Below are 23,392 nucleotides of genomic sequence, written 5' to 3'. Positions count from 1 at the left end.
CCGGCCACCTGGCCCTCAGTACCGGCCGAAGGCGAGCGCGACATTGTGCCCGCCGAAACCGAACGAATTGTTCAAGGCGTAATCGATACGGCCCGGCCTGCTTCCGCCGTGCACCACATCCAGATCGATCTCGGGATCTTGATTGTCCAAATTCAATGTGGGCGGGATGATTTCGTCCCGCACGGTGAGCACCGTGAGCACCGATTCGAGCGCGCCGACCGCGCCGATGGAATGCCCGAGAGCCGATTTCGGCGCGTAGACCGACGCATGGGTGCCCACGGCCTCGCTGATCGCACGCGCCTCCGCCGTGTCGCCGATGGGAGTGGCGGTCGCGTGCGCGTTGACGTGCGTGACATCGGACTTGGCCAGGCCTGCCGTCCGCATCGCCCGCGACATCGCGCGCGCGGCGCCGGTGCCCTCGGGATCCGGCGCGACCAGATGGAAGCCGTCGGAGGTGACGCCCGCGCCCATCAGCCGGGCGTGAATGGTCGCGCCGCGCGCTTTGGCATGCTCCTCGGTCTCCAGCACCATCAGCGCGCCCGCCTCACCGAAGACGAAGCCGTCGCGGTCGGCGTCGAAGGGACGGGAGGCGCTCTTCGGTGCGTCGTTCCTGGTGCTCATGGCACGCATCATGGTGAACGCCGCGATCGCGAGCGCCTGGATGGAACCCTCCACGCCGCCGGTGACCATCACGTCGGCGTCGCCCATGACGATCATCCGCCATGCGTTGGCGATCGCCTCCGCACCGGAGGAACAGGCCGAGACCGGCGTGGTCACCCCGGCCCGCGCACCGATCTCCAGCGCGACGCAGGCCGCCGCGCCGTTCGGCATCACGGCCTGGACCGTGTACGGCGACACTTTGCGGTAACCGCCGTTGCGCAGCTTGTCCCGAGCGTGGATGATCGCCTCCGCGCCGCCGAGCCCGGTGCCGATGGACACCCCGAGACGGCGCGTGTCCACCTCGGGGCTGCCCGCGTTGCGCCAGACCTCACGCCCGAGCACGACGGCCAACTGCTCCACGTAAGCGAGCCTGCGGGCCTCGGCGGCGTCCAGATACGCGGCGGGCGGCACCTTCAGATGCCCGCCGATGCGGACCGGCAGCTCGAATTCGTCGATGAACTCGTCTTCCAGGACGTCGATACCGCTGTCGCCGTTGAGCAAGCCTTTCCACGTGGAATCCACGTCACCCGCGATGGACGTGGTCGCCGCCAGGCTGGTGACCACGACCGAGGGAAACTGTCCGTTTTTAGTGGAAGGCATCTGCATGTTTCGCTCACTTTCCCTAGCGTCGCTCTGGAACTTCGTCGAGCAAAAGCAATGCGCGAGCGCGCCACCAGGATCGTGGGCGGCCCGCGCGGATGGCACTGGAGCGCAGGCGGATCGGCCGGTCATCACGTCCGGGTGCGACCACCCTTGTGCATTATTGGAAAAGCGCACCGATCGCACGGCGTGACACGCGGACCGTACCAGGTGCCGGGGACGATGGTCGCGATGTTCGGGGAACGCCTCGGACGACTCGAGTAACCTGCTCCCCGGGCACAGGACGCGCGGGCGGCGTCCGGTGTGGACGCGAGAAGGGAAGGTCGTTGACGGGCGCGCGGATGGTCGGGCTGTTCGCCGGGATCGGCGGACTCGAGCTCGGCCTCGGCAGGCACGGCTGGCACACCGAGCTGCTGTGCGAGATCGAGCCCGGAGCCCAAGGCGTGCTCGCCGCCCGTTTCCCGGACGTGCCGCTGCATTCCGACATCACCAGACTCCGCGCCATCCCGGCGGGAACGGAACTGGTCGCGGCGGGATTCCCGTGCCAGGACCTCTCCCAGGCGGGGCGCACCGCCGGTATCACCGGCACGCGCTCGGGTCTGGTCGACGAGGTGTTCCGCCTGGTCCGCCGGAAGCGGGGCCCACGCTGGCTGCTGATCGAGAACGTGCCGTTCATGCTGCAACTCGGCCGCGGCGCGGCCATGCGGCACATCACGGGCGCGCTCGACGAGCTCGGCTACACCTGGGCCTACCGGGTGGTGGACGCCCGCGCGTTCGGCCTGCCCCAGCGCAGGCAGCGGGTGCTGATGCTGGCGTCCCGCACCGAGGACCCGCGCGGGGTGCTGTTCGGCGAGGACGCCGGTCCCCGCGCGATCGGCGATCCCGAGATCGATCCGTGCGGCTTCTACTGGACCGAGGGGGTGCGCGGACTTGGCTGGGCGGTGAACGCGGTTCCGACCCTGAAGGGCGGCTCCGCGCTCGGCATCGCCAGCCCGCCCGCGGTGCGGCTGCCGTCCGGGGAGATCGTCACGCCCGGCATCGCCGACGCCGAACGTCTGCAAGGTTTCGACGCGGGCTGGACGGCGCCCGCGACCGACGTGCCCGGCATCAGGAAGGGCCACCGCTGGAAACTGGTCGGCAACGCGGTGAGCGTGCGAATGGCGGCCTGGGTCGGGTCCCGGCTGGCCGCTCCGCTCGCACCGATCTCCGGCGAGCAACCGCTGTCGCCGGGCACTCCGTGGCCGGTCGCCGCATGGGGACACAACGGTGCCGCCTATCGGGTGCCGGTTTCCACCTGGCCGGTGCACGAGCCGTACGAGGACCTGGCCCACTTCCTCACCGACGCGCAGTTGCTCTCCGCCCGCGCGACGGCCGGATTCCTGCGCCGCACCACCATGGGCAGTCTGCGCTTTCCGCCCGGCTTCCTCGCCGACGTGGAAAGCCATCTCGATCGGATGGGTGGATGGGCGGCATGACCCGCAGGCCCACGACCGACGCGGTGACCAGCGCGAGGATGGCGCGTCAACGGCGCACCGGAACCGATCCGGAGCTGGCGCTGCGCCGGGAACTGCACCGGCGCGGGTTGCGCTACTTCGTCGATCGCGCGCCGATCCGGGGACAGCGCAGGCGCGCCGACCTGGTGTTCCCGCGCAGGCGCATCGCGGTCTACGTGGACGGATGCTTCTGGCACCGCTGCCCGCAACACGCCACCGACCCGAAGAACAACGCCGAGTGGTGGGCGGCCAAACTGGCGGGCAACGTGGCCAGGGACCGGGCCACCGACGCGGCGCTCATCGCCGCGGGATGGCACGTGGTCCGCGTCTGGGAGCACGAAGATCCCGTCAGTGCGGCCGACCGCGTACAGGCCGCGCTGTCAGCGGTGTCGCACCCGCACGAGTGAACGCGGAGCGTGGGCGGCCAGATAACCGGACGCCACCATCACCGTCATGACCGCGATTCCGGCGGCGGCAGTCGCGAAACCGAGCATGGGGACCTCCTCGAGTTGCAGCTGTCGACCAGCGTGCCGGGCGAAGCTGACAAGACCCTGTGTGCCGGATGGTAATGACGTGTGCGGCCCGCCGCTGTCCGGCGCGCTCGAGCGACCAGCAGAATGAAGGCGTGACGAGTGGCTCGAAGATCGCTGTTCGGCGCGTACGACCGGCGATGGTGCTGGTCGCCGCGGCGATCGCGATCGCTGGGATCTGCTACTCGTCCTGGGTGCTGCAGTTCGTGCTCGGCATCGACCTCGACCCGGTCGACACGTTCCTCAGCGAACTGGACGCGGAGGGCAAGCCGTACCGGGAGGTGTTCGCGACCGCCGACCTGATCGTCGGGGTGGTCCTCGCGCCCGCGGCGATCGCGGGCCTGGTGTTGTTCCCGCGCCGCAGACTGACCAACGTCGGCTGGATCGCGTTGTTCTGCTTCGGCGCGGCGACCGTCGCCGATGTGCTGCTGCCGCTGCACGACTGCGTCCCCGGTGAGAGCGGGTGCGGCGGCCCGAGCGAACTATTTCCGCAACTGCATCAGCCGCACGCGCTGACGAGCACGCTGGCGGTCACCTCGATCGCGGTCGCCGCCTTCGCCTTCAGCCTCGCCGCGTTCCGCTATCGACGCTGGCGGGTGCTGCGCGAATCCGGGCTGGTCGTGCTGGTGATCGGCTCGCTGGCGACGGTGTGGATGCTGGTGGCCGACAACCTGCCAGGGAACTACGCCCTCGGCATCGCCCAGCGGATCCAGGTGGGCGCGATGTCGCTGTGGTTGATCGCGCTGGCCGCCGCGGTGATCGTGGAGGGCCGGGAGTCGAGCTGACACCTGGGGTCGCGACCTCCGCTCGTGCCTGTTCCAGGATGGCGAGAACGTCGTGGGCGGCGGCACCATCGCCCCCGCTCGACCGGGAGATTCCACGCGTTCGAGCCGCCCACCTGCGCTCGCTGCCGGTCCGAGTGCGGTCCGACGGGCATCCCGCACTCCACTGTCCGCCGAAGGCTCGTCCCGATTGCCGTGCGATGCTGTCGCGCATGAGTGATCGCGTGAACATCTCCTCGGGTTCGGAGTTCGAAGACATCGTCGGCTACTCGCGGGCGGTCCGGCTCGGCGATGTCATCGCGGTCAGCGGAACCACCGCTTCGGCACCCGGCGGCACGGCGGTCGGCGGCGACGACATCGGCGAGCAGACCAGGGAGATCTTGCGACGCATCGCCTCCGCCCTGGAAGAGGCGGGCGCGAGCCTGGCTGACGTGGTACGCACCCGCATCTTCGTCACCGACATCGCCCGCTGGCCCGAGGTCGCCAAGGCGCACGCCGAGGTCTTCGACGAGATCCGTCCCGCGACGGCGATGTACGAGATCAAGGCGCTGATCACCCCGGCCTTGCTGGTCGAGATCGAGGCCGACGCGATCGTCGGCGGGTAGACCGCCGAGCGGGCTTCCAGGCCGCCGTGGTCTGTCCGGCTACCTGGCGAGCCGTCATGCCGCCGAAGCGGATGGATCGTCGCGCGAAACGAGCGGCGATCGCACTCATCCCAGATCGGCCCAGCCCGCTGCCAGTCCTGGGCGGAATCACGGTTTGTCGCCCACGACGGCGGCACGCCGGAGGTTCACCGCCCTGCACCGAAACGCCCGGGGCCCGGCGATCTCCCCTCGAGTGCGACCACGGAGTTGTCGGATGTCGGTGCTGCGGGTTTCCATGTAGCGCCGGCGTTGAGCCCCTGTCGGAGCCGACGCCATCCGGTGTCTAGTGCGTCATCCAGCGCCGACGACACCGGTAAAGACTGACGGCACACACGCAGGCCCACAACAGTTCCGATGACAGGTCCGGCCCGGCGTTCGCGGCGGACCGGGTCTCGCATCGCTAGGGTCGAAACCGTGACCACCGCCTCGCAGACTCCCGTGCACCTCGACACCGTCGCCGAGGCGACCGCACGCCTGCTCGACACCATCCGCGGCCTCGACGAGCACGCCGTCACCGAGCCCTCCCTCCTGCCCGGCTGGACCCGCGGCCACGTCCTCGCGCACCTCGCTCGCAACGCCGACAGCTTGGTGAACCTCCTGCTGTGGGCGCACACCGGCGTCGAAATCCCGCAATACGCCAGCCCTTTCCTGCGCGACGCCGACATCGAGGCGGGCGCGCCCCGTCCACTCGCCGAACAGCTCGCCGACAACGAGGCCGCCGCGACCCGTTTCCTCGGCCTCGCACGCTCCCTCACCGACGACGCTTGGCGAGCACAGGTCCGCACCCGCCAGGGCCGCCCCATCCCCGCAACCGAAGTCCTGTGGATGCGCCTGCAAGAGGTGGAAATTCACCACGTGGACCTGAACGCGGACTACCACCCCGCCGACTGGCCCGCCTCCTTCGTAGCCCGCATCCTCCCCCAGGCCACCGCCGACCTCACCCGCCTCACCGCCGACAATCCCCTCCCCATCACCATCCAGGCCACCGACACCAACTTCACCGCCCCCCTCGGCCCCTCACCCACCCAAACCATCTCCGGCCCAGCCTCCTCCCTCGCCGCCTGGCTCCTCGGCCGCACTCCAGGCACCGACCTCACCGGCGACCTCCCACCCCTCCCGGCCTGGAAATGACCGCGAGTGGCACACCATTGCGGCATCGGCTGAGAACACCTCTCGATGGTGTGCCACTCGCGAGCGTCGGTGCGGGTACGTTGGGCTGGTGGGGCTTGGAAAGTTGGGGGCACTCGCAAGCGCACTATACGAGTCCTGGGCCGCAGATACGAGCAGTGCGGAGGGAGTGCCCGCGCAGGATCGCAGCGTCCCGAGAGGGTCAGGGGGCGGCCCGGGCTTGCAACCTGGCGCAACTTCGGGCATTCGCTGTCCGGTGTCGTTGCCGGTGGCTCGGAGGGAGGGGGCCGAAGCCCCCTCGGGGGGTCAGAGTTGGTCCTCGTACCAGGTGAGGGGGTCGCATCCGTCGTCGAAGATCGGGGCGCGCTTGGTGAGGGAGACCGGGGTAGTGGCCCGGAACTGGGCCAACTCGTAGTAGTGCGCGACCCACCCGTGTAGGTTGCAGGCGCTGACGCCATCGACGTCGTGGAGGTCGGTGGCGTGGCAGGTGGGGATGAAGCACTGGAACGTCAAGACTCCAGGATGTGCGTGTACGGATCGGCGTCGGCGCCGATGTGCTCGGGCATCGGGTAGTAGGTCTTGATCAGCAGGTTGCCGTCGGCGTCCCAGGCGAAGGTCTCGATGCTGTGGACCATGATCACGTCGTCACCGGTGCCGAAGCGGTTCTCGCACACCCAGGCCATCTCGTCGCCGTTGACCTGCACGGTCAGCATGGTGATCCGCAGCAGGCTCTGGAACAGATCCCACGCGTGGGTGGTGACGGTGTCGAAACCGGTCTTCTCCTCCGTGCCGACCGGGTCGAACATGCGCACTCCGGCCGGGATCATGGTGCGCCATGAGGCCACCCATTCGTCCTTGCGGCCAGCGTTCCACAACTCAGCATGGTGCGCGGCATGCGCCAAACGGGCTTCGCGGGTAGGCACTTTCGACACGATCTGCCCTTTCCGGCTTGACGGTCCACCCCTCCCGGGTGACGGGTCTAGACATCAATCTAGACAGCTGTCTGGTTCGGCGTCAACCGGTGATTTTGGACTCGACTCCGGCCGAAGATCATGTTCGGACGACCTACATGGACGTGATCGACGCCGTTCAGCGCGACGTGGTGACCGGGATGGATGCGCTGTTCGAGTGACATTGTCGTCAAATGGTGTCGTCAGAGATGCGAGAAGGCCCCTCCGCTGCTACCGGAGGGGCCTTCTACCTGCGTGCGCCCGAAGGGATTCGAACCCCTAACCTTCTGATCCGTAGTCAGATGCTCTATCCGTTGAGCTACGGGCGCATGTGTTATTCAGTTGTACCCGGTTTCCCGGGTGTGGCGGAGGCGAGAGGATTTGAACCTCCGGTCCCCGTGAAGGGACAACTCATTAGCAGTGAGTCCCATTCGGCCGCTCTGGCACGCCTCCTGGAGCCTTCTCTTCGAGGGCACCGGTCCTTTCGAACCGCCGAGCAGAAAGGTTACAGGAGCTACCGACCAGATCACAAAACGGCTGGTCAGCGTAGGTTGCTGTCGAACCAATCGAAGATTCTGGTCTGCGAATCGACCGCGTCGCCGTCGTCCGCCTCGAAGGTGTCGGCCCGGTGGTGCAGGCCGGAGTAGGTGACCACCAGGCTGGCGACCGCGGCGCGGGCGGTCGCGTCGCGTAGCTCGTCCACCTGGGCGGGCGGGGTGGATGGGTCGTCGACGCCGAACAGGCCGAGCCACGGCGCCTGCAGGTTGGGCGCGGCGCGCACGAGGGCGTCGGCCTGCTGGGTGAGCGGCTCGGTGATGCCGTGCGCCGCGACGCTCACCGCGGCGCCGATGGGGCGATTGGTCGCGACCAGGAACGCGGCGGTGCCCGCGGAGTCGAACCCGAGCACGCCGATGGTGTCGGGGAACACCCCCCGCCGGGTGAGCCAGTCGAAGCAGGCGTCGAAGTCCGCGAACAGCTCGTCGCCGAAGACCCCGGCGCCGGGTTCACCGTCGCCCCGATGGAAAAGTTTGGGCGCGACCACCGTCCAGCCCTCGCCGGCCAGCGCGTTCATCAGGTCGCGTAACGCGCCGGTGAACTCGCGCGACTCGTGCAGCAGCACGATGCCGCCGCGGGCGTTTCCATCCGGCTCCACCACCGTGATGGGCACCTGCCCACCGCTGGCCGGCCGCTCGTCTTCCTGGTCGCTCGCCCGCAGCGGGGCCAAATCGTCGTAGGTGCCCGACATGAAACCAGCGTAGGGCGAGTTGCTGAACTTCGGTAGAAGTTGCACGTGAGGGGCTATATCCCAAAGAATTTCCGGTACGCCGATCGGGCTTTTCCGGCGCCGATTAGGGTTGGAGTGTGACAGCGCAGATCCGGCCGGACCTCGAATCGATCCCGGCGTACACCCCCGGCCGCAGCAATCCCGGCGCGGTCAAGCTGGCCAGCAACGAGACGACCGTCGGTCCGCTGCCGGCCGCCGCCAAAGCCATCGCCGAAGCGGCCGAGCTGGCCAACCGGTATCCGGACAATCAGGTGACCGAGTTGCGGACGGCGCTGTCCGAGTTCCTCGGGGTCGGCTTCGAGAATGTCGCGGTCGGCTGCGGCAGCGTGGCGCTGTGCCAGGAGCTGGTGCAGATCACCTGCTCGTCACCGTCGGACGAGGTGCTGTACGCGTGGCGCTCGTTCGAGGCGTATCCGATCGTGACCAAGGTGGGCAACGCCACCGCGGTGCAGGTGCCGCTCACGGCCGGTCAGGTGCACGATCTGGACGCGCTGGCCGCCGCCGTGACCGAGCGGACCAAGTTGATCTTCGTCTGCAACCCGAACAACCCGACCGGCACCGCGGTCGGCCGAACCGAGCTGGTCCGGTTCCTCGACGCCGTGCCGTCGCACGTGCTGGTGGTGCTCGATGAGGCGTACTACGAATACGTCCGGCTCGCCGACCGCCCCGACGGCGTCGAGATCGGCCGGACCAGACCCAATGTGGTTGTGCTGCGCACCTTCTCCAAGGCGTACGGCCTGGCCGGGTTGCGGGTGGGCTACGCGGTGGGCGATCCGGCCGTGATCACGGCGCTGCTGAAGGTGCACATCCCGTTCAGCGTGAGCAGGCTCGCGCAGGCGGCGGCGATCGCGTCGCTGGAGTCACGCCACGAATTGCTGGATCGCACGGACGTTCTGGTCGTCGAACGCGAGCGGGTGCGCGACGCGCTGGTGGCGGCGGGATACCCGGTGCCGCCGAGTGAGGCGAACTTCGTCTGGCTGCCGCTGGGCGCGCGCAGCGCCGAGTTCGGCGAGGCCAGCGCGGCGGCCGGGGTACTGGTGCGGCCGTACGGGACCGACGGGGTGCGCGTCACCATCGGCGACCCGCACGAGAACGACCTGTTCCTGAGCTTCGCCAGCGCCCCGGAGGTGCTCGCCCGGTTCCTGGGTTAGCGGACGCCTATCGCGGGCGCGATCGTGGGCCAGGAGAGGGCGAGCTCGTCCTCCCAGTACGGCCAGGAGTGCGTGCCGGTGGCCCGGAAGTGCGCGGTGATCGGGATGCCGAGCGACCGCAGCCGGTCGGTGAGCCGCCGGGTGCAGGCGTTGGTGGCGGCCTCCAGCGGGCCGCCGAACGTGATGGCGCTGGGCAGGTCGACATTCGGCGTCCCCGGCACGTCGTGCACACCGGGCAGGCCGCTGCCGACCGACAGGTAGATCGTCTTGCCCCGCAACGCGTCCGCGTGCAGGGTGACGTCGTGCGCCAGCCAGTCCGGGTCGTCCTGCTTGCCGAACATGTTGTCCGGCTCGCCCATGTAGGTGGCCACCACCGCCCGCGCCTGCGCCTGGCCGATGTCGGTGCCCATCGAGAAGCAGCCGCTGTGCGCCCCGATGGCTTTGTAGAGCGTCGGCTGCCGGAACGCGAGCATCATCGCGGCCTCCGCACCCATCGAGACGCCCATCACCGCGTTGGTGCCGTTGCCGTCGAACTTCGCGTCGATCAGCGGAGGCAACTCCTTGGTCAGGAATGTCTCCCACTTGTTGGTGCCGAGCACCGGGTCCGGCTGCTGCCAGTCGGTGTAGAAGCTGGCCGGCCCGCCGACGGTGAGCACGACGTTGACGTCCTTGTCGGCGTAGAAACGGTCGGCGTGCCCGAGTTCGGTCCAGTTGTTGCTGTCGGGGCTCGCGCTGCGGCCGTCGAGCATGTAGACGGTGGGACGCGGGCGCGACTGGTCGCGTGGCAGCAGCACCTGCACCTCGACCACCCGGCTCATCGCGGGCGAGGCGACATAGACCCGCAGCCACCGATCGTTGATCGGTTCGATGCGCTCGATTCGTGGCGTCGAGGGCTGTTTACTGGTCGGCTCCGCCGGGCCGGGACCGTCCGACGATCCGGTGTTGACCGGCGGCGGATTGCCGGGCGCCGCCGTGACCTGGGGTGCACCGAATGACACCACACCGGAAACGAGTGCGGCACTGATCAGAGCGCTGGAAAGCCAACGCCGCACCCCGCGACACAGCATGCCGACCATCCTGCCAGAGATGTCGATGGTCGCAGGAAGGCCGTCGCCGTGTCGAAGACCACGAACTGTGCTCACCGTGCGGGCAGACCGTCCTGCCAGCGCCGCTCCACGCCGGCGAAACGCCACACCGCGACGGCGATCGCCCAGGTGAGCACGAACAGCCCGACGATGATGAACCCGAGATCACCCAGGTCGAGATTTCCGATCCAGGCGACGACGCCCGATTGGACCTCGAGCCGCTCGGCGAAGATCGAGACGATCTCCTGCCCGCCGATCAACAGCGCCACGGCCACCGACAGTCCGGTGATCACCAAGTTGTAGTAGATCTTCCGCACCGGCTCGGCGAAGGCCCAGTCGTAGGCGAAGCTCATGAACGAACCGTCCAGCGAGTCGAACAGCGCCATGCCCGCCGAGAACAGCACGGGCAGTACCAGGATGGAATACCAGGGCAGCCCGGTCGCCGCCGCGCCGCCCGCGATCACGAGCAGCCCGACCTCGGTGACAGTGTCGAAGCCGAGGCCGAACAGCACGCCCACCGGATACATGTGCCGCGGCCTGCGGACGAGGCCGAGCACCGGTCGCAGCAGCCGGTTGAGCAGGCCCCGGCTGTCCAGCTGCCGTTCCAGCTGCGCCTCGTCGAATTCGCCGCGGCGCATCTGCCGGAACACGCGCCAAATGCCGACCAGCGACGCCAGATTGAGCAGACCGATCAGGATCAGGAACGTGCCGGAGACGCTGGTGCCCCACAAGCCCGTCCAGCGTTGCAGGGCCGAATCCTCGTCCGCCAAGGTGGACGCCAGCGCCCGCACACCGAAGGCGAGCAAGGCCACGAGCACGAACACGACCGTGGAGTGGCCCAGCGCGAACCAGAAGCCGACTGTCCGGACCTTTTGCTTCCCGCTCTCCGCCACCAATTTTCGAGTGGTGTTGTCGATGGCGGCGATGTGGTCGGCATCGAACGCGTGCCGCATGCCGAGCGTGTACGCCGTCACCCCGAGACCGATGCCGAACACCGAACCGTCGATCACATAATGGTTCGGCGCGACGAACAGCAGCAGCGTCCCCCAGCCGAGGACGTGCAGAGCCACGACGGTGATGGTCATTCCGATGACACTGCGCACGAGCGAACCCCTCGACCCCCGAAATGCAGACACGTCAACGATACTCGACCGCGCCGACATCGGTCCGCGTCTCGGGGCGATCCAGCAAATCCAGCAAATCGCGGCACACCATCAGCACACCCGCCGTACGCTGAGCGCCGAGCCTTTTCCGGGTATCGAACTAGGACGGGCATGATCGCGCATCCACACTATCGGCGCCGAGGTCATCGCACTGCGCTGCACCGCACCGTGCAGACCGGCCGCCCGGTTCACAGTCGCGACGGCCCCGTGTCTCCTGAGTTGGCCTCGAATCAAAGCTAATCCGTGGCATCTGCCATGCGCGGGCCATCCCGACGAAGCGGTGCCCGCTGCGCTTCCCGCGCGAATTCTCTGCTCGATTCGTCTGTTTCATCGCAGCACCTATGCCCGACCGGAGAAAACCGTGAATCCAGTGTCGCCCGTCTCCTCGATCGAGAACGAACCGGACACAAATCCTTTCCCGCCCGATCTGGAACGCCGGATGCGGGAGTGCGACGAGTTCTTCCGGCTGCCCGAATTGGCGCACCTGAGCGCGCAGCGCCGACGCTGCGCGCTGGAGCAGCTCGAACAGACCGGCTCCTACCTCCAGACCGCCGAGGAGATCCTGATCGGAGCCAAACTCGCCTGGCGCAATCACGCCCGCTGCGTGGGCCGCAAGCATTGGCGCTCGTTGAAATTGCTCGACGCCCGGCGGGTCCGCTCGGCGCGCGACCTGGCCGAGGTCTGCTGGCAGCACCTGCACATGGCCACCAACAACGGCGCTATTCAGTCGATGATCACCGTCGGGCCGCCGCGGCAACCGGACGGGCGCGAGTTCCGCATCGTCAGCCCGCAGATCATCCGCTACGCGGGCTACCGCAACGGGGACGGGACGGTCACCGGCGACGCCGCCAACGTCGAGCTCACCGAATTCGCGATGAAGCTCGGGTGGCGCGGCGCCGGAACGCCTTTCGACATCCTTCCGCTGCTGATCAGTACGCCGGACGAGCCGGTTCGCTGGTTCGACATCCCGCCCGAACTCGCGCGCGAGGTGGAACTAGAGCATCCCGAGTTCGAGTGGTTCGCCGGACTGGGCCTGCGCTGGCACGCGCTGCCCGCGGTGTCCGACATGAATCTCGAGATCGGCGGCATGACCTATCCGTTCGCACCGTTCAACGGCTGGTATCTGGGCGCGGAGATCGGTGCGCGCAATCTCAGCGACACCAACCGCTACAACATGCTCCCGCTCATCGCGGAGATGATGTGCCTGGACACCCGGGCAGAGCGCAACCTCTGGCGCGATCAGGCTCTGGTCGAACTCAACCGCGCGGTGCTGCACAGCTTCCGCAAGGCGGGCGTGTACATCGTCGACCATCACACCGTCGCCAAACAGTTCTGCGATCACGTCGAGCGCGAGGAAGCCGCGGGCCGAGCCTGCCCCACCGACTGGTCCTGGATCAACCCGCCGATCTCCTCCGGCCTGACCCCGACCTTCCACCGCTACTACGACCCACCCGACATGGACATCCGGCCGAATTTCGTCCGCAGAGACTTCCGCGTGGGCATGGGACTATAACCAGCGGCGGTTCCAACGGGACAGTGCCGAGCCAACAACTGAAGGTCCAACCGTCAACGGCAACCCCGGCCATCAGCGGGTGCCCGGACCAGCAATGTGACCCAGCCAGCAGCGAAAGACCCGGCCCAACCCACAGCGGGGGTCCGGGGGCGAAGCCCGCCGGGAGGGGTGTGGGGGTTGCACCCCAACAAAGCATTGCGAAACGAGCCCGGCTCATGCTCTCCATGAGCATGAGCCAGCGACGAGTGGAGCGGAGACGGAGGGATTTGAACCCCCGGTCGCTCTCGCGACGCTCGCTTTCAAGGCGAGTGCATTCGGCCGCTCTGCCACGTCTCCAGGGACCTGATCGTAGCGGACGGCTCAGCCGGAGTGCTTGCCGATTTCCTCGTCGACGCGGCCGAAGACGTCGGCGATCACCTCGAGCTGGGCCGGAGCCAGCAGGTCGATGAAATGGCGGCGGACGGCTTCGACGTGGCCGGGCGCGGCGGTTTGCAGGCGGCGCAGGCCCTCGTCGGTGAGTTCGGCGAGCACGCCGCGGCCGTCCTCCAGGCAGGTGTTGCGGCGGACCATCTTCTGTGCCTCCAGCCGCCGGATCTGGTGGGTCAGCTTGCTGCGCGAGGACAGCACGCCGTCGGCCAGCTCGCTCATCCGCAACGAGCGGTCGGGCGCCTCGGACAGCAGGACCAGGATCCGGTATTCGGCGACGGTCAGGTCGCTGTCACGTTGCAGCTGACGATTCAGTGCTGTCATCAGGCGCTGGTGGCCGTCCATGTACGCGCGCCAGGCGCGCTGCTGGGCCGGGGTGAGCCAGCGGGGCTCGGCCACGACGCGACCGCTCGGTTCGGGATGCACGGTGGTCATTCTATGCGCGACGAACTGCCGAAATGGGCAACTCTCGCAGGTCAGCGCACCGTGGACAGCAGTGCGCGGTTCACCGCGGCCGGGCTGGCGCATCCGGCGAGGCCGAGGGTGGAGTCGAAATCGGCGAGCAACGTGCGCAGCGCGTGCCGTACCCCCGCGGCGCCCGCGAGCCCGAGGCCGTAGGCCCACGGCCGCCCGTACAGCACCGCCTTCGCACCCAGGGCCAGCGCCACGAGCACGTCGGAACCGGTGCGCAGGCCGGAGTCGAACAGGACGTCGGCGCGGTCGCCGATGGTGGCCACCACCGCGGGCAGCGCGTCCAGCGCCGCGATCGAGCCGTCCACTTGGCGGCCGCCGTGATTGCTCACCACCACCGCATCGGCGCCGGCATCCACTGCCTGACGCGCGTCGTCCGGGTGCAGGATGCCTTTCACCGCGATCGGGAGATCCGTCCATTCGCGCAGCAGCGCGAGGTCCGCGAGCCGCAGCGTGTGGTTGCCGAACAGGCCGACCCAGGTGAGGATGGCCGTCCGCATCGCCTCCTCGCTCTCCTCCGGCGCGGCGGGCAGCTTGGCCCGGAACACCGGGTCGGACAGGTAGTTCGCGATGCCCTTGCCGTGCAGGAACGGCAGGTGCGCCTGTTCCAGGTCGCGCGGCCGCCAGCCGAGGGTCGGAGTGTCCACGGTGACCACGATCGCCGAAGCTCCGGCCTGCTCGGCGCGCCGGACGAAAGAGCAGGCCAGTTCGTCATCCGCGGGCCAATACAGCTGATACCACCACGCACCGGCCGCCGCGCCGACGTCCTCGATGGTGGAGGAAGCGGCCGTGGACAGCACCGTGCCGAGGCCGAGTTCCTTGGTCACCTCCGCCACGATCACCTCGCCGCCCTCGTGCAGGAGTTCCAGGACGCCGACCGGCGCGGTGAGCACGGGCGCGGCCAGTTTCGTGCCGAGCACCTCGACGGACAGATCCCGGGCGCCGGGGCCGGTGGAGCCGCGCAGCATCCGCGGCAGGATGCGGTAGCGGTCGAAGGCGGATCGGTTGGCGGCGGCGGTGCGCTCCGCGGACGCGCTGCCCGCCACGTAGGCGAAGGCGGCCGGATCCAGCCGCTCCCGCGCCAGCGACTCCAGACCCGCTGCGGTCATGGGCAATTCGGGTCTCACGCCGCCCAGACCGCCGAGGTAGATCTCGTTCTGGAAATCGATGAAGCCGCCACTCATCACCGGAACGGTAGTCCGTGACGCCGGTCACCGCAGGCCGCTTGCCGGATCGGTCCGGAAAGGACGGCTCCGGGGGCCAGGGCGCGGCCGTCCGTCCGCGCGGAGCACTATGGCATGGTGCGCGCTATAGATCTGAACGGTTTCGGCGGTCCCGATGTCATGGTCTTGGCCGAAGTGCCGGAGCCGAAGCCGGGACACGGAGAAGTGCTGATCGAGGTGGCCGCCGCGGGTGTCAACCGGGCCGATCTGTTGCAGCGTCAGGGCTTCTACCCGCCCCCGCCGGGAGCCAGCCCGCTACTCGGCCTGGAATGCTCCGGCGTGATCGCCGGAATCGGCGACGGAGTGCGCGACTGGGCGGTCGGCGATCGAGTGTGCGCGCTACTGTCCGGCGGCGGCTACGCCGAGCGGGTCGTGGTGGCCGCCACCCAGGTGCTTCCGGTTCCGGACGGCCTGGACCTGGGCGCGGCGGCCGGGCTGCCCGAGGTGGCGGCGACCGTGTGGTCGAACCTGGTGATGACCGCGGGTCTGCGGGCCAACCAGCTGGTGCTGATCCACGGCGGCGGCAGCGGGATCGGTACGCACGCCATCCAGGTCGCCAAGGCCCTCGGCGCGCGCGTCGCGGTGACCGCCGGATCGGCCGAGAAGCTGGCGCGCTGCGCGGAACTCGGGGCGGACGTGCTGATCAACTACAAAGAGGACGACTTCGTCGCGGCCGTGCGTGCCGAGCGCTCGGGCGCCGGCGGCTCCGGCGCGGACGTCATCCTCGACAACATGGGCGCGGCCTACCTGGGACGCAACGTCGACGCGCTGGCCGAGCACGGCCGCCTCGTGGTTATCGGCATGCAGGGCGGAGTGACCGCCGAACTGAACCTGGGCGCCCTGTTGCGCAAGTGGGGCACCGTCCACGCCACCAACGTGCGCGCGAGGCCCGCGACCGGAGCGGGCGGCAAGGCCGAGATCGTGGCGGAGGTGCGCGGGCAGCTGTGGCCGTTGATCGCCGACGGCACGGTGGCGCCCGTCATCGCGGCCGAACTGCCGATCGAGGAGGCCGCCGAAGCGCACCGGCTGCTGGACTCCGGCGAGGTGGTCGGCAAGGTCGTGCTGCGGGTGGCGGAACTCTGAGCGGCGCTCACTCCAGCGCCAGCAGCGCCCTGCCGAGCTGATCGATCTCGAACTTGGTGGTGTAGGGCGCGAGCCCGATGGTCACCGCGCCGCCCTCGTCGTTGACGCCGAGCGCGTCCAGCAGCCTGCTGCCGCCGTGCACACCGCTCACCGTGCCGATCCGGTTGTCGGCGAGCTTCGCCGCGACCTTCTCCGCCTGCATGCCCGCGAGCGTGAAGCTGACCGTGGGAATGCGGGTGGACGCGCGGCCGATCACGGTGAGGCTCGGGATCGAGTCGAGCATGCTCATCAGGTGCTCGAACAGCTGGTCGTGGTAGTCCTGCAACGAGGTGATCGACATCTCCAGCCGCTCGCGCCGGGTGCCGTGGGCCCGCTCGTCCAGCCCGGCCAGGAAATCGATCGAAGTGGTCAGGCCCGCGAGCAGCGCGTATTGGTGCCCGCCGACCTCGAGCCGCTCGGCGCCCTTCGCATAGGGGTTGAGCGACATGGACGGGATCCGATCCAGGAACGCGGGGTCACGGAAGACCAGCGCGCCGATCTGCGGACCGCCCCACGCCGGTGCGCTCAACGCGACGACGTCGGCGTTCAGTTCCTCGATGTCGATGAGCGCGTAGGGTGCGGCGCCGAACGCGTCGGCCACCAGCAGGCCGCCCACCTCGTGCACCCGGTCCGCGGCAACCCGCACGGCGGGCGCCGAGCCGACGATGGGCGAGGCGGCGGTGAGGGCGACCAGCCGCGCAGTCGGTCCGATCAGCTCCTCGAACTGCCAGGACGGCATCTCGCAGGTCTCGATCTCCACCTCGGCCCAGCGCACGTGCGCGCCGTAGCGGTTGGCGATGCGCAGCCACGGCGCGACATTGGCCTCGTCGTCCAGCCTGGACAACACGATGCCGGTGCCGAGTCCGAGGCGGGAACTCAGCGATTCGGCCAGCCAGGCCAGCAGGACCGCACGGTCGGGACCGAGCACGACACCCGCCGGGTCACCGCCGACCAGGTCCGCGACGGCCTCGCGGGCCGCGTCCAGAATCGCCGCGCTGCGCACGGCCGCGGCGGTTCGGCCGATATGCGAGAAGGAAGAAGTTCGGAAACCCGTTGAAACAGCCCGGGATACCGCGTCCGGGATCAGCATGCCCGCTTGCGGGTCGAGATGGATCCAGCCGTCGCCCAGGGACGGTATCAGGCCCCGAACCCGCGCGACGTCGTAAGTCATGCTGGCCACTCTAAGGGCAGCAGGCGAGCCTGTGTAACCGCGTTCCCCTCCACATCGTGGCGAGAGCACAGCGACCTGGGACTCAGCATGGCGACCGACTTTCGACAAATCCGAATCACACGACCCGAACAGAATAGAACGCCGGCTCCCAGGGCGGTGCGTACCAGCGAGACGCGCCGCGCCCTGCCCAGTGTGCCCGTCCGCGGAACACCGGCTTAGCGCGTTCGGAGCGAACACGACATGATAGGGACCATGACGCACTCGGACGAGGCACCGGACCACATCGTCGTTGTCGGACCCGACGGCAGGCCGTTGGCCATCCCGGCGGCGGCCGGACCGGGGGCTCCCTTCACCGCGCAGGTCGTGACCGACGATAACAAGGACGAGTCGGGCGATCGGGACGACTCCGGCGAATCGCTCGCCGACATGGTCGAGCAGCCCGCGAAGGTCATGCGCATCGGCACCATGATCAAGCAGCTGCTCGAGGAGGTGCGCGCCGCCCCGCTGGACGAGGCCAGCCGCAATCGCCTGAAGGAGATCCACACGTCCTCCGTGCGGGAGCTGGAGCAGGGCCTCGCCCCGGAACTGCGGGAGGAACTCGAGCGGCTCACCTTGCCGTTCACCGACGACGCCGTCCCGACCGACGCCGAGCTGCGGATCGCGCAGGCCCAGCTGGTCGGCTGGCTGGAGGGCCTGTTCCACGGCATCCAGACCGCGCTGTTCGCCCAGCAGATGGCCGCGCGCGCCCAGCTCGAACAGATGCGCCAAGGCGCGCTGCCGCCCGGCCTCAACGCCGCCGACCCGCGCGGCGGTCAAGCCGGTCACGTCACCGGCGGTTCTGGCCAGTACCTGTGAGACCGGCGACGCGCGTGTGCCACGCGGCGGCGGGAAGCGGCCGGGGTAGTCTCGTGCACCGTGCCCGCCGCTGCCGCTCGCTCCGACTCGGTCTCCGATCCGAGTGCGGTGCGTCCTGAAGAGAGCTCAGTTGGTTCCGATGACCAAGCACGTTCAGATGACAGCTCGCCGACCCCCTCGGCCGAGCACACGGAGCGTTCCGGCGACGACGCACCGGAGGACCCGGTGAGCGCGGCAACACCGGAGACGGAGACCCTGCACGCCGGAGCCACCGTGGCGAAGATCGTGCCGGACTCCCAGACGTTCCGGCGCGCGTTCCAGGACTTCGCGGTCGGCTTCGCGCAGCGGGAGCTGTGGCTGTCGCTCGGCTGGCAGGACATCAAGCAGCGTTACCGGCGCTCGGTGCTCGGTCCGTTCTGGATCACCATCGCCACCGGCTTGCAGGCCGTCGCGATGGGTGTGCTGTACGCGGCGCTGCTCGGCCAGCCGCTGCGGGAGTACCTGCCCTACGTGACGGTCGGCTTGATCATCTGGAACGTGATCAGCGCGAGCATCCTGGAGGGCTCGGAGGTCTTCATCGCCAATGAGGGCCTGATCAAGCAGCTTCCTTCGGCCTTGAGCGTGCACGTCTACCGGCTGGTGTGGCGGCAACTGCTCTTCTTCGCCCACAACATGGTCATCTACGTGGTGATGCTCGCCGCGTTCGGCGTGTGGCGCCATCTCGGGGTGGCCAGCCTCATGGCGATTCCGGCGATCGCGCTGATCTTCCTGAATTCGATGTGGGTGTCGATCGTGTTCGGCATCTTCAGCACGCGCTACCGCGACATCGCGCCGATTCTCGGCAGCACGACGCTGATGCTGTTCGTGCTGACCCCGGTCATGTGGACGACCAAGACGCTGCAATCGCAGATGAACAACGGCGACCGCGCGAAGCTGGCCGAACTCGTGCCGACGTTCCACTATCTCGAAATCGTCCGGGCGCCCCTGCTCGGCGAACCGCAAGAACTGCGGCACTGGCTGGTCGTCGGCGTGATCACCCTGCTGGGCTGGATCGTGGCGATCCTCGCGATGAAGCAGTTCCGTTCGCGCGTACCGTACTGGGTATAGGAGCGCCCCGATGAGTCGTGTGAGTATCGAGACCCAGGAAGCCTGGGTCGAATTCCCGATCTTCGACGCCAAATCGCGGTCGTTGAAAAAGGCGTTCCTCGGCAAGGCCGGCGGCGCGATCGGACGCAACAAATCCGACGTCGTCGTGGTCGAGGCCCTGCGGGACATCAACCTGTCGCTGAAAGAGGGCGACCGGGTGGGCTTGGTCGGGCACAACGGCGCGGGCAAATCGACGCTGCTGCGCCTGCTCTCGGGCATCTACGAACCGTCGCGGGGCAGTGCGCGCATCCGCGGGCGGGTGGCTCCGGTGTTCGACCTCGGCGTCGGCATGGACCCGGAGATCTCCGGCTACGAGAACATCATCATCCGCGGACTGTTCCTCGGGCAGACCCGCAAGCAGATGCTGTCGAAGATCGATGAGATCGCCGATTTCACCGAGCTCGGCGAATACTTGTCCATGCCCCTGCGCACCTATTCCACCGGTATGCGGGTGCGCCTAGCGATGGGCGTGGTCACGTCGATCGATCCCGAGATCCTGCTGCTCGACGAGGGTATCGGCGCCGTCGACGCGGAATTCATGAAGAAGGCCCGCAAGCGGTTGCAGTCGTTGGTGGCGCGTTCGGGCATCCTGGTCTTCGCCAGCCATTCGAACGAATTCCTCGCTCAGTTGTGCGACACGGCGTTGTGGATCGACCACGGCCAGATCCGCTTGCGTGGCGGCATCGAAGAAGTGGTGCGAGCCTATGAGGGGCCGGAGGCGGGGAATCACGTCGCGACCGTGCTGCGCGAGATGGAAGCGGAGCGGGGCGAGAAATCAGATCGAGAATTGGAGCGGAATCAGGCATGAGCGGTCAGGCCCGGAGGCGGCAGCGAAGCGTGACCACGGAGGGCCCCGCACATGCCAGGAAGGCCACAGCATGAGTGAGCCGACCGGGCAGGAAACCCCGATCGACGAAGGGGCGCAGGCCCGGATCGGCTCCGCGCCGGAGGATGCCGTCGAGCTCGCCGATCCCGCCGCGGAATCCGCGGCGCCGGACCCGGATTCGCAGCCGCGCATCGTTGCCGTCGTCGTCACGCACAAGCGCCGCGAACTGCTCGCCGAGTCGCTGAAGGTCGTCACCTCACAGTCCCGGCCGGTGGACCATCTGATCGTGGTGGACAACGGCAACGAGACCGAAGTCGCCGATCTGGTGCGCGACCAGCCGGTGGAATCCACCTACCTGGGCTCGGCGCACAACCTCGGCGGCGCGGGCGGGTTCGCGCTCGGCATGCTGCACGCGTTGAGCATCGGCGCGGACTGGGTGTGGCTCGCCGACGACGACGGCAGGCCCGAAGGCCCCGATGTGCTGTCCACCCTGCTGGACTGCGCGAACCGGCACGGTCTGGTCGAGGTTTCGCCCGTGGTCTGCGATATCGACGAACCCGACCGCCTCGCCTTCCCGCTGCGCCGCGGCGTGGTCTGGCGCAGGCTGCGCTCGGAACTCGGCGACGACGACTTCCTGCCCGGCATCGCCTCGCTGTTCAACGGCGCGCTGATCTCCGCGCGGGCGGTCGACGTGATCGGCGTGCCGGACCTGCGCCTGTTCGTGCGCGGTGACGAGGTGGAGGTGCATCGCAGGCTGGTGCGCTCCGGGCTGCCCTTCGGCACCTGCCTGCAGACGGCATATCTGCATCCCAACGGTGCGGCGGAGTTCAAGCCGATTCTCGGCGGCCGGATGCACACGCAATATCCCGACGATCCGGTGAAGCGCTACTTCACCTACCGCAACCGCGGCTACTTGATGTCGCAGCCGGGTATGCGGAAACTCCTGCCCCAGGAGTGGGTTCGCTTCTCCTGGTTCTTCCTCGTCACCCGCCGCGACCCGGCCGGCCTGCGCGAATGGTTCCACCTACGCTCACTCGGCCGCCACGAGCAGTTCGGCAAGCCCGACTGAGCTCGGAAGGTCGCCGCACGGCGCCTCGGATCAGTCCGATGCGTGGCGCTTCCGACCGAATCGGTAATTCGGTTGTGCGGAGCCGGAGTCGAGTGCAAGAGTGGGCAGAACTGCGAGAGAGGCAAGGAGGTGTGGACCGTGACGAGGAACGTTCGGGTTGTCGTGTTCAGGCGAGCTGACGTCGGTCATGCCGCCACACGAAACTCCACCTCATTCTCCGCTCGCTGAACCCTTCGATCGGGTTCGGCGCCCGACGAAGGACTCCTTCCATCATGGTCGACCACGACCTTCTCGTCCCTTACGGCTGGACCGAAGCCGTTGCCACGCAGTACGCCTCGATGATCGAGGAAGACTGTGTGCCCGCGCGAGTGATCCGCATGGACCGCAGCGAATGCGATGTGGCCACGCCCGACGGGCTCGCCCGCGCTCGCTGCCCGCGCCCGGATTCCGAGGTCAGTGGGCTGTGCACCGGCGACTGGGTGACCGTCGACGCCACCTCGGCGGTGCGCCGGTTGCTGCCGCGCCGATCGGCGATCATGCGATCGTCGGTCTCCGGCCGGTCCCAGGGCCAGGTGCTCGCCGCCAACGTCGACACCGTGCTGATCTGTGCCGCCGCCGACGGCGACGTGGATCTCGGCCGCATCGAACGCATGCTCGCGCTGGCCTGGGAGAGCAATGCCCAGCCGATCGTGCTGCTCACCAAGGCCGACGCGGCCGACGACCTCCCGCTCGCCCAGGTACGCGCCGTCGCGCCGGGCGCTGCCGTGCTCGAGGTGAGCGCGAACACCGGCCTCGGGCTCGACGTGCTCACGGCGCTGCTCGACGGCACCGTCGCGCTGCTCGGACCCTCCGGTGCTGGGAAGTCGACTCTCGCCAACGCGCTGCTCGGCGCGGAGGTCTTCGCCACCAACGCGGTTCGCGACGCCGACAAGAAAGGCAGGCACACCACGGTGCACCGGGAGCTGCGCCCGCTGCCCGGCGGCGGCACCCTGATCGATACGCCGGGGCTGCGCGGCGTCGGGCTGTGGGACGCCGCCGAAGGCATCGAGAAGACCTTCAGCGACATCGAAACCCTTGCCGCCCAGTGTCGTTTCGGCGATTGCGCGCACCACGGCGAACCCGGGTGCGCGGTGCGGGAGGCGATCGACAACGGCGAACTCACCCAGCGCAGGCTCGACAGCTACGACAAGCTGGCCCGGGAGAACGAGTGGATGCGGGCGCGCACCGACAAACGGCTGCAAGCCGAACGCGAGCGAGCCTGGCGGGACATCAGCAAGCAGCACCGCAAGATGTTCCGGGAGCGGAACTCGCGACGCTGATCGAGCGGGGGCACGGTAGGGTGCCCTTCGCATCGTTCGCTATCTGGGAGGGATAGATGAGTCAGCCCGGCGGGTACCCGCCACCCGGTCAGCAGCCAGGCCAATGGCCCGGACAGCCGACATTCGGTCAGCAGCCGCCAGTCGGCCAGTACCCGCCTCAGCAGGCACCCGCGCAGTACGCGCCGCCCGCGGGGCAGCATCCGAGCCAACCGCATCTCGCCCAACCTCAGGTGGGCCAGTCGCCATACGGGCAGCCCGCGCCCCAATTCGCCCAGCCCGCACCGCAGTACGGGCAGCCGCAGCCCTACGGCCAGCCGCAACAGTTCGGTCAGCCGCAACCGTACGGTCAACCGCAGCAGTTCGGCCCGCAGGGCTACGGCAGGCCCGCCGATCCGCCGGGCATCACCATCGATGCCTCGTACTCGCTCTGGACGTTCATGCTCGGGCTGACCAAGCCGAAGATCCTGGTCAACGGACAGCGGGTGCCCAACACCCGTTGGGGCGCGAACCACATCCCGGTCGGCCCTGGCCAGTACCACGTCCGGGTCACCACCCCGTGGTTGTTCGACATGGGTTCGGCCAACGTGACCGTGCCGATCGCCGAGGGACAGGCCGCGCGGTTCTACTACAAGCCGCCGGTTGTGATCTTCCTCAACGGCGCGATCGGACCGGTTCCGCAGAAAGCGCCGGGCCTGCTGTTCCTGTACATCGTCTGGGCCCTGGTCGGCCTGATGTTCTTGCTGAACATCGTGCTCATCGCCGCCACGGCCTGAACCGGAA

Annotated in this window: 24 protein-coding genes and 3 tRNA genes; 15 read left to right on the top strand and 12 right to left on the bottom strand. The window is 68.5% G+C overall.

Translation table 11 applies throughout. From position 1 onward, the window contains the following. Positions 1 to 15: 15 nt before the first annotated feature. The gene (locus ABZ824_RS12805; protein ID WP_356963373.1) at positions 16 to 1,266 is read right to left on the bottom strand and encodes a KasA/KasB family beta-ketoacyl-ACP synthase; all 1,251 of its coding nucleotides are present in this window, start codon (positions 1,264 to 1,266) and stop codon (positions 16 to 18) included. 335 nt (positions 1,267 to 1,601) lie between these two features. Here ABZ824_RS12805 and dcm point away from each other — a divergent pair, with 335 nt between their 5' ends. From dcm to ABZ824_RS12780, 5 genes are all read left to right on the top strand, one after another. Continuing rightward, positions 1,602 to 2,735, top strand: coding sequence for a DNA (cytosine-5-)-methyltransferase (gene dcm / locus ABZ824_RS12800; protein ID WP_356963509.1), 1,134 nt, complete (start codon positions 1,602 to 1,604; stop codon positions 2,733 to 2,735). Then, positions 2,732 to 3,160: a very short patch repair endonuclease gene (locus tag ABZ824_RS12795; RefSeq protein WP_355073042.1), complete on the top strand. Its 429-nt coding sequence runs from the start codon at positions 2,732 to 2,734 to the stop codon at positions 3,158 to 3,160. The genes dcm and ABZ824_RS12795 overlap by 4 nt, the downstream gene beginning before the upstream one ends. Before the next feature lie 263 nt (positions 3,161 to 3,423). Next, on the top strand, positions 3,424 to 4,068 hold the full coding sequence (locus ABZ824_RS12790; RefSeq protein WP_355073724.1) for a DUF998 domain-containing protein: 645 nt from the start codon (positions 3,424 to 3,426) through the stop codon (positions 4,066 to 4,068). Between the two features lie 209 nt (positions 4,069 to 4,277). Then, positions 4,278 to 4,670, top strand: coding sequence for a RidA family protein (locus ABZ824_RS12785; RefSeq protein ID WP_356963372.1), 393 nt, complete (start codon positions 4,278 to 4,280; stop codon positions 4,668 to 4,670). A 453-nt stretch (positions 4,671 to 5,123) separates the two neighbouring features. Further along, the gene (locus ABZ824_RS12780; protein ID WP_356963371.1) at positions 5,124 to 5,840 is read left to right on the top strand and encodes a maleylpyruvate isomerase family mycothiol-dependent enzyme; all 717 of its coding nucleotides are present in this window, start codon (positions 5,124 to 5,126) and stop codon (positions 5,838 to 5,840) included. Between the two features lie 303 nt (positions 5,841 to 6,143). Here the strand turns inward: ABZ824_RS12780 and ABZ824_RS12775 are convergent, their stop codons facing one another. After that, complete coding sequence (locus ABZ824_RS12775; RefSeq protein WP_356963370.1) at positions 6,144 to 6,350, bottom strand: hypothetical protein; 207 nt, start codon at positions 6,348 to 6,350, stop codon at positions 6,144 to 6,146. Next, the gene (locus tag ABZ824_RS12770; protein WP_356963369.1) at positions 6,347 to 6,760 is read right to left on the bottom strand and encodes a hypothetical protein; all 414 of its coding nucleotides are present in this window, start codon (positions 6,758 to 6,760) and stop codon (positions 6,347 to 6,349) included. Before ABZ824_RS12770 ends, ABZ824_RS12775 begins: the two co-directional genes overlap by 4 nt. Before the next feature lie 47 nt (positions 6,761 to 6,807). Between ABZ824_RS12770 and ABZ824_RS12765 the strand changes: the two genes are divergently transcribed. Then, a complete protein-coding gene (locus ABZ824_RS12765) occupies positions 6,808 to 6,969 on the top strand; it encodes a hypothetical protein (RefSeq protein WP_356963368.1) in 162 nt (53 codons plus the stop codon). A gap of 74 nt (positions 6,970 to 7,043) precedes the next feature. On the opposite strand, the gene ABZ824_RS12760 is transcribed toward ABZ824_RS12765, so the two are convergent. From ABZ824_RS12760 to ABZ824_RS12750, 3 genes are all read right to left on the bottom strand, one after another. Further along, positions 7,044 to 7,116 (bottom strand) — tRNA-Arg (locus ABZ824_RS12760). Between the two features lie 34 nt (positions 7,117 to 7,150). Then, positions 7,151 to 7,240, bottom strand: a tRNA-Ser gene (locus ABZ824_RS12755). An 88-nt stretch (positions 7,241 to 7,328) separates the two neighbouring features. Then, on the bottom strand, positions 7,329 to 8,033 hold the full coding sequence (locus ABZ824_RS12750) for a dienelactone hydrolase family protein (protein WP_356963367.1): 705 nt from the start codon (positions 8,031 to 8,033) through the stop codon (positions 7,329 to 7,331). Between the two features lie 116 nt (positions 8,034 to 8,149). On the opposite strand from ABZ824_RS12750, the gene hisC reads away from it, so the two are divergent. Next, positions 8,150 to 9,223 (top strand): histidinol-phosphate transaminase, encoded by a 1,074-nt coding sequence (gene hisC / locus ABZ824_RS12745; RefSeq protein WP_356963366.1) that lies wholly within the window; start codon positions 8,150 to 8,152, stop codon positions 9,221 to 9,223. Here hisC and ABZ824_RS12740 read toward each other — a convergent pair. Both ABZ824_RS12740 and ABZ824_RS12735 read right to left on the bottom strand, forming a co-directional pair. Continuing rightward, positions 9,220 to 10,290, bottom strand: coding sequence for an alpha/beta hydrolase family protein (locus ABZ824_RS12740; RefSeq protein WP_356963365.1), 1,071 nt, complete (start codon positions 10,288 to 10,290; stop codon positions 9,220 to 9,222). The genes hisC and ABZ824_RS12740 overlap by 4 nt on opposite strands. A 71-nt stretch (positions 10,291 to 10,361) precedes the next feature. Beyond that, positions 10,362 to 11,393, bottom strand: coding sequence for a HoxN/HupN/NixA family nickel/cobalt transporter (locus tag ABZ824_RS12735; RefSeq protein ID WP_356963364.1), 1,032 nt, complete (start codon positions 11,391 to 11,393; stop codon positions 10,362 to 10,364). Between the two features lie 517 nt (positions 11,394 to 11,910). On the opposite strand from ABZ824_RS12735, the gene ABZ824_RS12730 reads away from it, so the two are divergent. Further along, positions 11,911 to 12,984, top strand: coding sequence for a nitric oxide synthase oxygenase (locus ABZ824_RS12730; RefSeq protein ID WP_355073726.1), 1,074 nt, complete (start codon positions 11,911 to 11,913; stop codon positions 12,982 to 12,984). Positions 12,985 to 13,235: 251 nt separating this feature from the next. Here the strand turns inward: ABZ824_RS12730 and ABZ824_RS12725 are convergent. The 3 genes from ABZ824_RS12725 to ABZ824_RS12715 form a co-directional block, all read right to left on the bottom strand. Continuing rightward, positions 13,236 to 13,320 (bottom strand) — tRNA-Ser (locus ABZ824_RS12725). A 24-nt stretch (positions 13,321 to 13,344) separates the two neighbouring features. Then, positions 13,345 to 13,755, bottom strand: coding sequence for a MarR family transcriptional regulator (locus tag ABZ824_RS12720; protein WP_355073728.1), 411 nt, complete (start codon positions 13,753 to 13,755; stop codon positions 13,345 to 13,347). A gap of 131 nt (positions 13,756 to 13,886) precedes the next feature. Beyond that, positions 13,887 to 15,065, bottom strand: coding sequence for an alpha-hydroxy-acid oxidizing protein (locus ABZ824_RS12715; protein ID WP_356963363.1), 1,179 nt, complete (start codon positions 15,063 to 15,065; stop codon positions 13,887 to 13,889). A gap of 117 nt (positions 15,066 to 15,182) precedes the next feature. Between ABZ824_RS12715 and ABZ824_RS12710 the strand changes: the two genes are divergently transcribed. Then, the gene (locus ABZ824_RS12710; protein ID WP_356963508.1) at positions 15,183 to 16,187 is read left to right on the top strand and encodes an NAD(P)H-quinone oxidoreductase; all 1,005 of its coding nucleotides are present in this window, start codon (positions 15,183 to 15,185) and stop codon (positions 16,185 to 16,187) included. Positions 16,188 to 16,194: 7 nt separating this feature from the next. Here the strand turns inward: ABZ824_RS12710 and ABZ824_RS12705 are convergent, their stop codons facing one another. Continuing rightward, positions 16,195 to 17,397 (bottom strand): cysteine desulfurase-like protein, encoded by a 1,203-nt coding sequence (locus ABZ824_RS12705; protein WP_355073057.1) that lies wholly within the window; start codon positions 17,395 to 17,397, stop codon positions 16,195 to 16,197. A 252-nt stretch (positions 17,398 to 17,649) separates the two neighbouring features. Between ABZ824_RS12705 and ABZ824_RS12700 the strand changes: the two genes are divergently transcribed. The 6 genes from ABZ824_RS12700 (at position 17,650) to ABZ824_RS12675 (ending at position 23,385) form a co-directional block, all read left to right on the top strand. Further along, positions 17,650 to 18,252 carry a bacterial proteasome activator family protein gene (locus ABZ824_RS12700; protein ID WP_355073058.1) on the top strand — a complete coding sequence of 201 codons (603 nt, stop codon included), beginning with the start codon at positions 17,650 to 17,652 and terminating at the stop codon, positions 18,250 to 18,252. 282 nt (positions 18,253 to 18,534) lie between these two features. Further along, entirely contained in the window at positions 18,535 to 19,359 is an 825-nt protein-coding gene (locus tag ABZ824_RS12695; protein ID WP_355073732.1) for an ABC transporter permease, read from the top strand. Positions 19,360 to 19,369: 10 nt separating this feature from the next. Beyond that, the gene (locus ABZ824_RS12690) at positions 19,370 to 20,206 is read left to right on the top strand and encodes an ABC transporter ATP-binding protein (RefSeq protein ID WP_355073060.1); all 837 of its coding nucleotides are present in this window, start codon (positions 19,370 to 19,372) and stop codon (positions 20,204 to 20,206) included. A 70-nt stretch (positions 20,207 to 20,276) separates the two neighbouring features. Beyond that, positions 20,277 to 21,293 carry a glycosyltransferase family 2 protein gene (locus ABZ824_RS12685; RefSeq protein ID WP_356963362.1) on the top strand — a complete coding sequence of 339 codons (1,017 nt, stop codon included), beginning with the start codon at positions 20,277 to 20,279 and terminating at the stop codon, positions 21,291 to 21,293. A 272-nt stretch (positions 21,294 to 21,565) separates the two neighbouring features. Beyond that, on the top strand, positions 21,566 to 22,612 hold the full coding sequence (gene rsgA / locus ABZ824_RS12680; protein WP_356963361.1) for a ribosome small subunit-dependent GTPase A: 1,047 nt from the start codon (positions 21,566 to 21,568) through the stop codon (positions 22,610 to 22,612). 56 nt (positions 22,613 to 22,668) lie between these two features. Further along, on the top strand, positions 22,669 to 23,385 hold the full coding sequence (locus ABZ824_RS12675; protein ID WP_355073066.1) for a hypothetical protein: 717 nt from the start codon (positions 22,669 to 22,671) through the stop codon (positions 23,383 to 23,385). Positions 23,386 to 23,392: the final 7 nt, after the last annotated feature.

Origin of the sequence: Nocardia sp. NPDC047038 (genome assembly GCF_040644075.1) — a bacterium.
Taxonomy (GTDB): Bacteria; Actinomycetota; Actinomycetes; order Mycobacteriales; family Mycobacteriaceae; genus Nocardia; species Nocardia sichangensis.
The sequence above is the reverse complement of the archived record's forward strand: the minus strand, read 5'-3'. Positions and strand labels throughout refer to the sequence as shown.

Bases quoted from the DNA above. Each gene is read 5' to 3' on its own strand.
- ABZ824_RS12805 (WP_356963373.1), bottom strand. From the start codon at position 1,266: ATGCAGATGCCTTCCACTAAAAACGGACAGTTTCCCTCGGTCGTGGTC.
- dcm (WP_356963509.1), top strand. From the start codon at position 1,602: ATGGTCGGGCTGTTCGCCGGGATCGGCGGACTCGAGCTCGGCCTCGGC.
- ABZ824_RS12795 (WP_355073042.1), top strand. From the start codon at position 2,732: ATGACCCGCAGGCCCACGACCGACGCGGTGACCAGCGCGAGGATGGCG.
- ABZ824_RS12790 (WP_355073724.1), top strand. From the start codon at position 3,424: ATGGTGCTGGTCGCCGCGGCGATCGCGATCGCTGGGATCTGCTACTCG.
- ABZ824_RS12785 (WP_356963372.1), top strand. From the start codon at position 4,278: ATGAGTGATCGCGTGAACATCTCCTCGGGTTCGGAGTTCGAAGACATC.
- ABZ824_RS12750 (WP_356963367.1), bottom strand. From the start codon at position 8,033: ATGTCGGGCACCTACGACGATTTGGCCCCGCTGCGGGCGAGCGACCAG.
- ABZ824_RS12740 (WP_356963365.1), bottom strand. From the start codon at position 10,290: ATGCTGTGTCGCGGGGTGCGGCGTTGGCTTTCCAGCGCTCTGATCAGT.
- ABZ824_RS12735 (WP_356963364.1), bottom strand. From the start codon at position 11,393: ATGACCATCACCGTCGTGGCTCTGCACGTCCTCGGCTGGGGGACGCTG.
- ABZ824_RS12730 (WP_355073726.1), top strand. From the start codon at position 11,911: ATGCGGGAGTGCGACGAGTTCTTCCGGCTGCCCGAATTGGCGCACCTG.
- ABZ824_RS12720 (WP_355073728.1), bottom strand. From the start codon at position 13,755: ATGGACGGCCACCAGCGCCTGATGACAGCACTGAATCGTCAGCTGCAA.
- ABZ824_RS12715 (WP_356963363.1), bottom strand. From the start codon at position 15,065: ATGAGTGGCGGCTTCATCGATTTCCAGAACGAGATCTACCTCGGCGGT.
- ABZ824_RS12705 (WP_355073057.1), bottom strand. From the start codon at position 17,397: ATGACTTACGACGTCGCGCGGGTTCGGGGCCTGATACCGTCCCTGGGC.
- ABZ824_RS12700 (WP_355073058.1), top strand. From the start codon at position 17,650: ATGACGCACTCGGACGAGGCACCGGACCACATCGTCGTTGTCGGACCC.
- ABZ824_RS12690 (WP_355073060.1), top strand. From the start codon at position 19,370: ATGAGTCGTGTGAGTATCGAGACCCAGGAAGCCTGGGTCGAATTCCCG.
- ABZ824_RS12685 (WP_356963362.1), top strand. From the start codon at position 20,277: ATGAGTGAGCCGACCGGGCAGGAAACCCCGATCGACGAAGGGGCGCAG.
- rsgA (WP_356963361.1), top strand. From the start codon at position 21,566: ATGGTCGACCACGACCTTCTCGTCCCTTACGGCTGGACCGAAGCCGTT.
- ABZ824_RS12675 (WP_355073066.1), top strand. From the start codon at position 22,669: ATGAGTCAGCCCGGCGGGTACCCGCCACCCGGTCAGCAGCCAGGCCAA.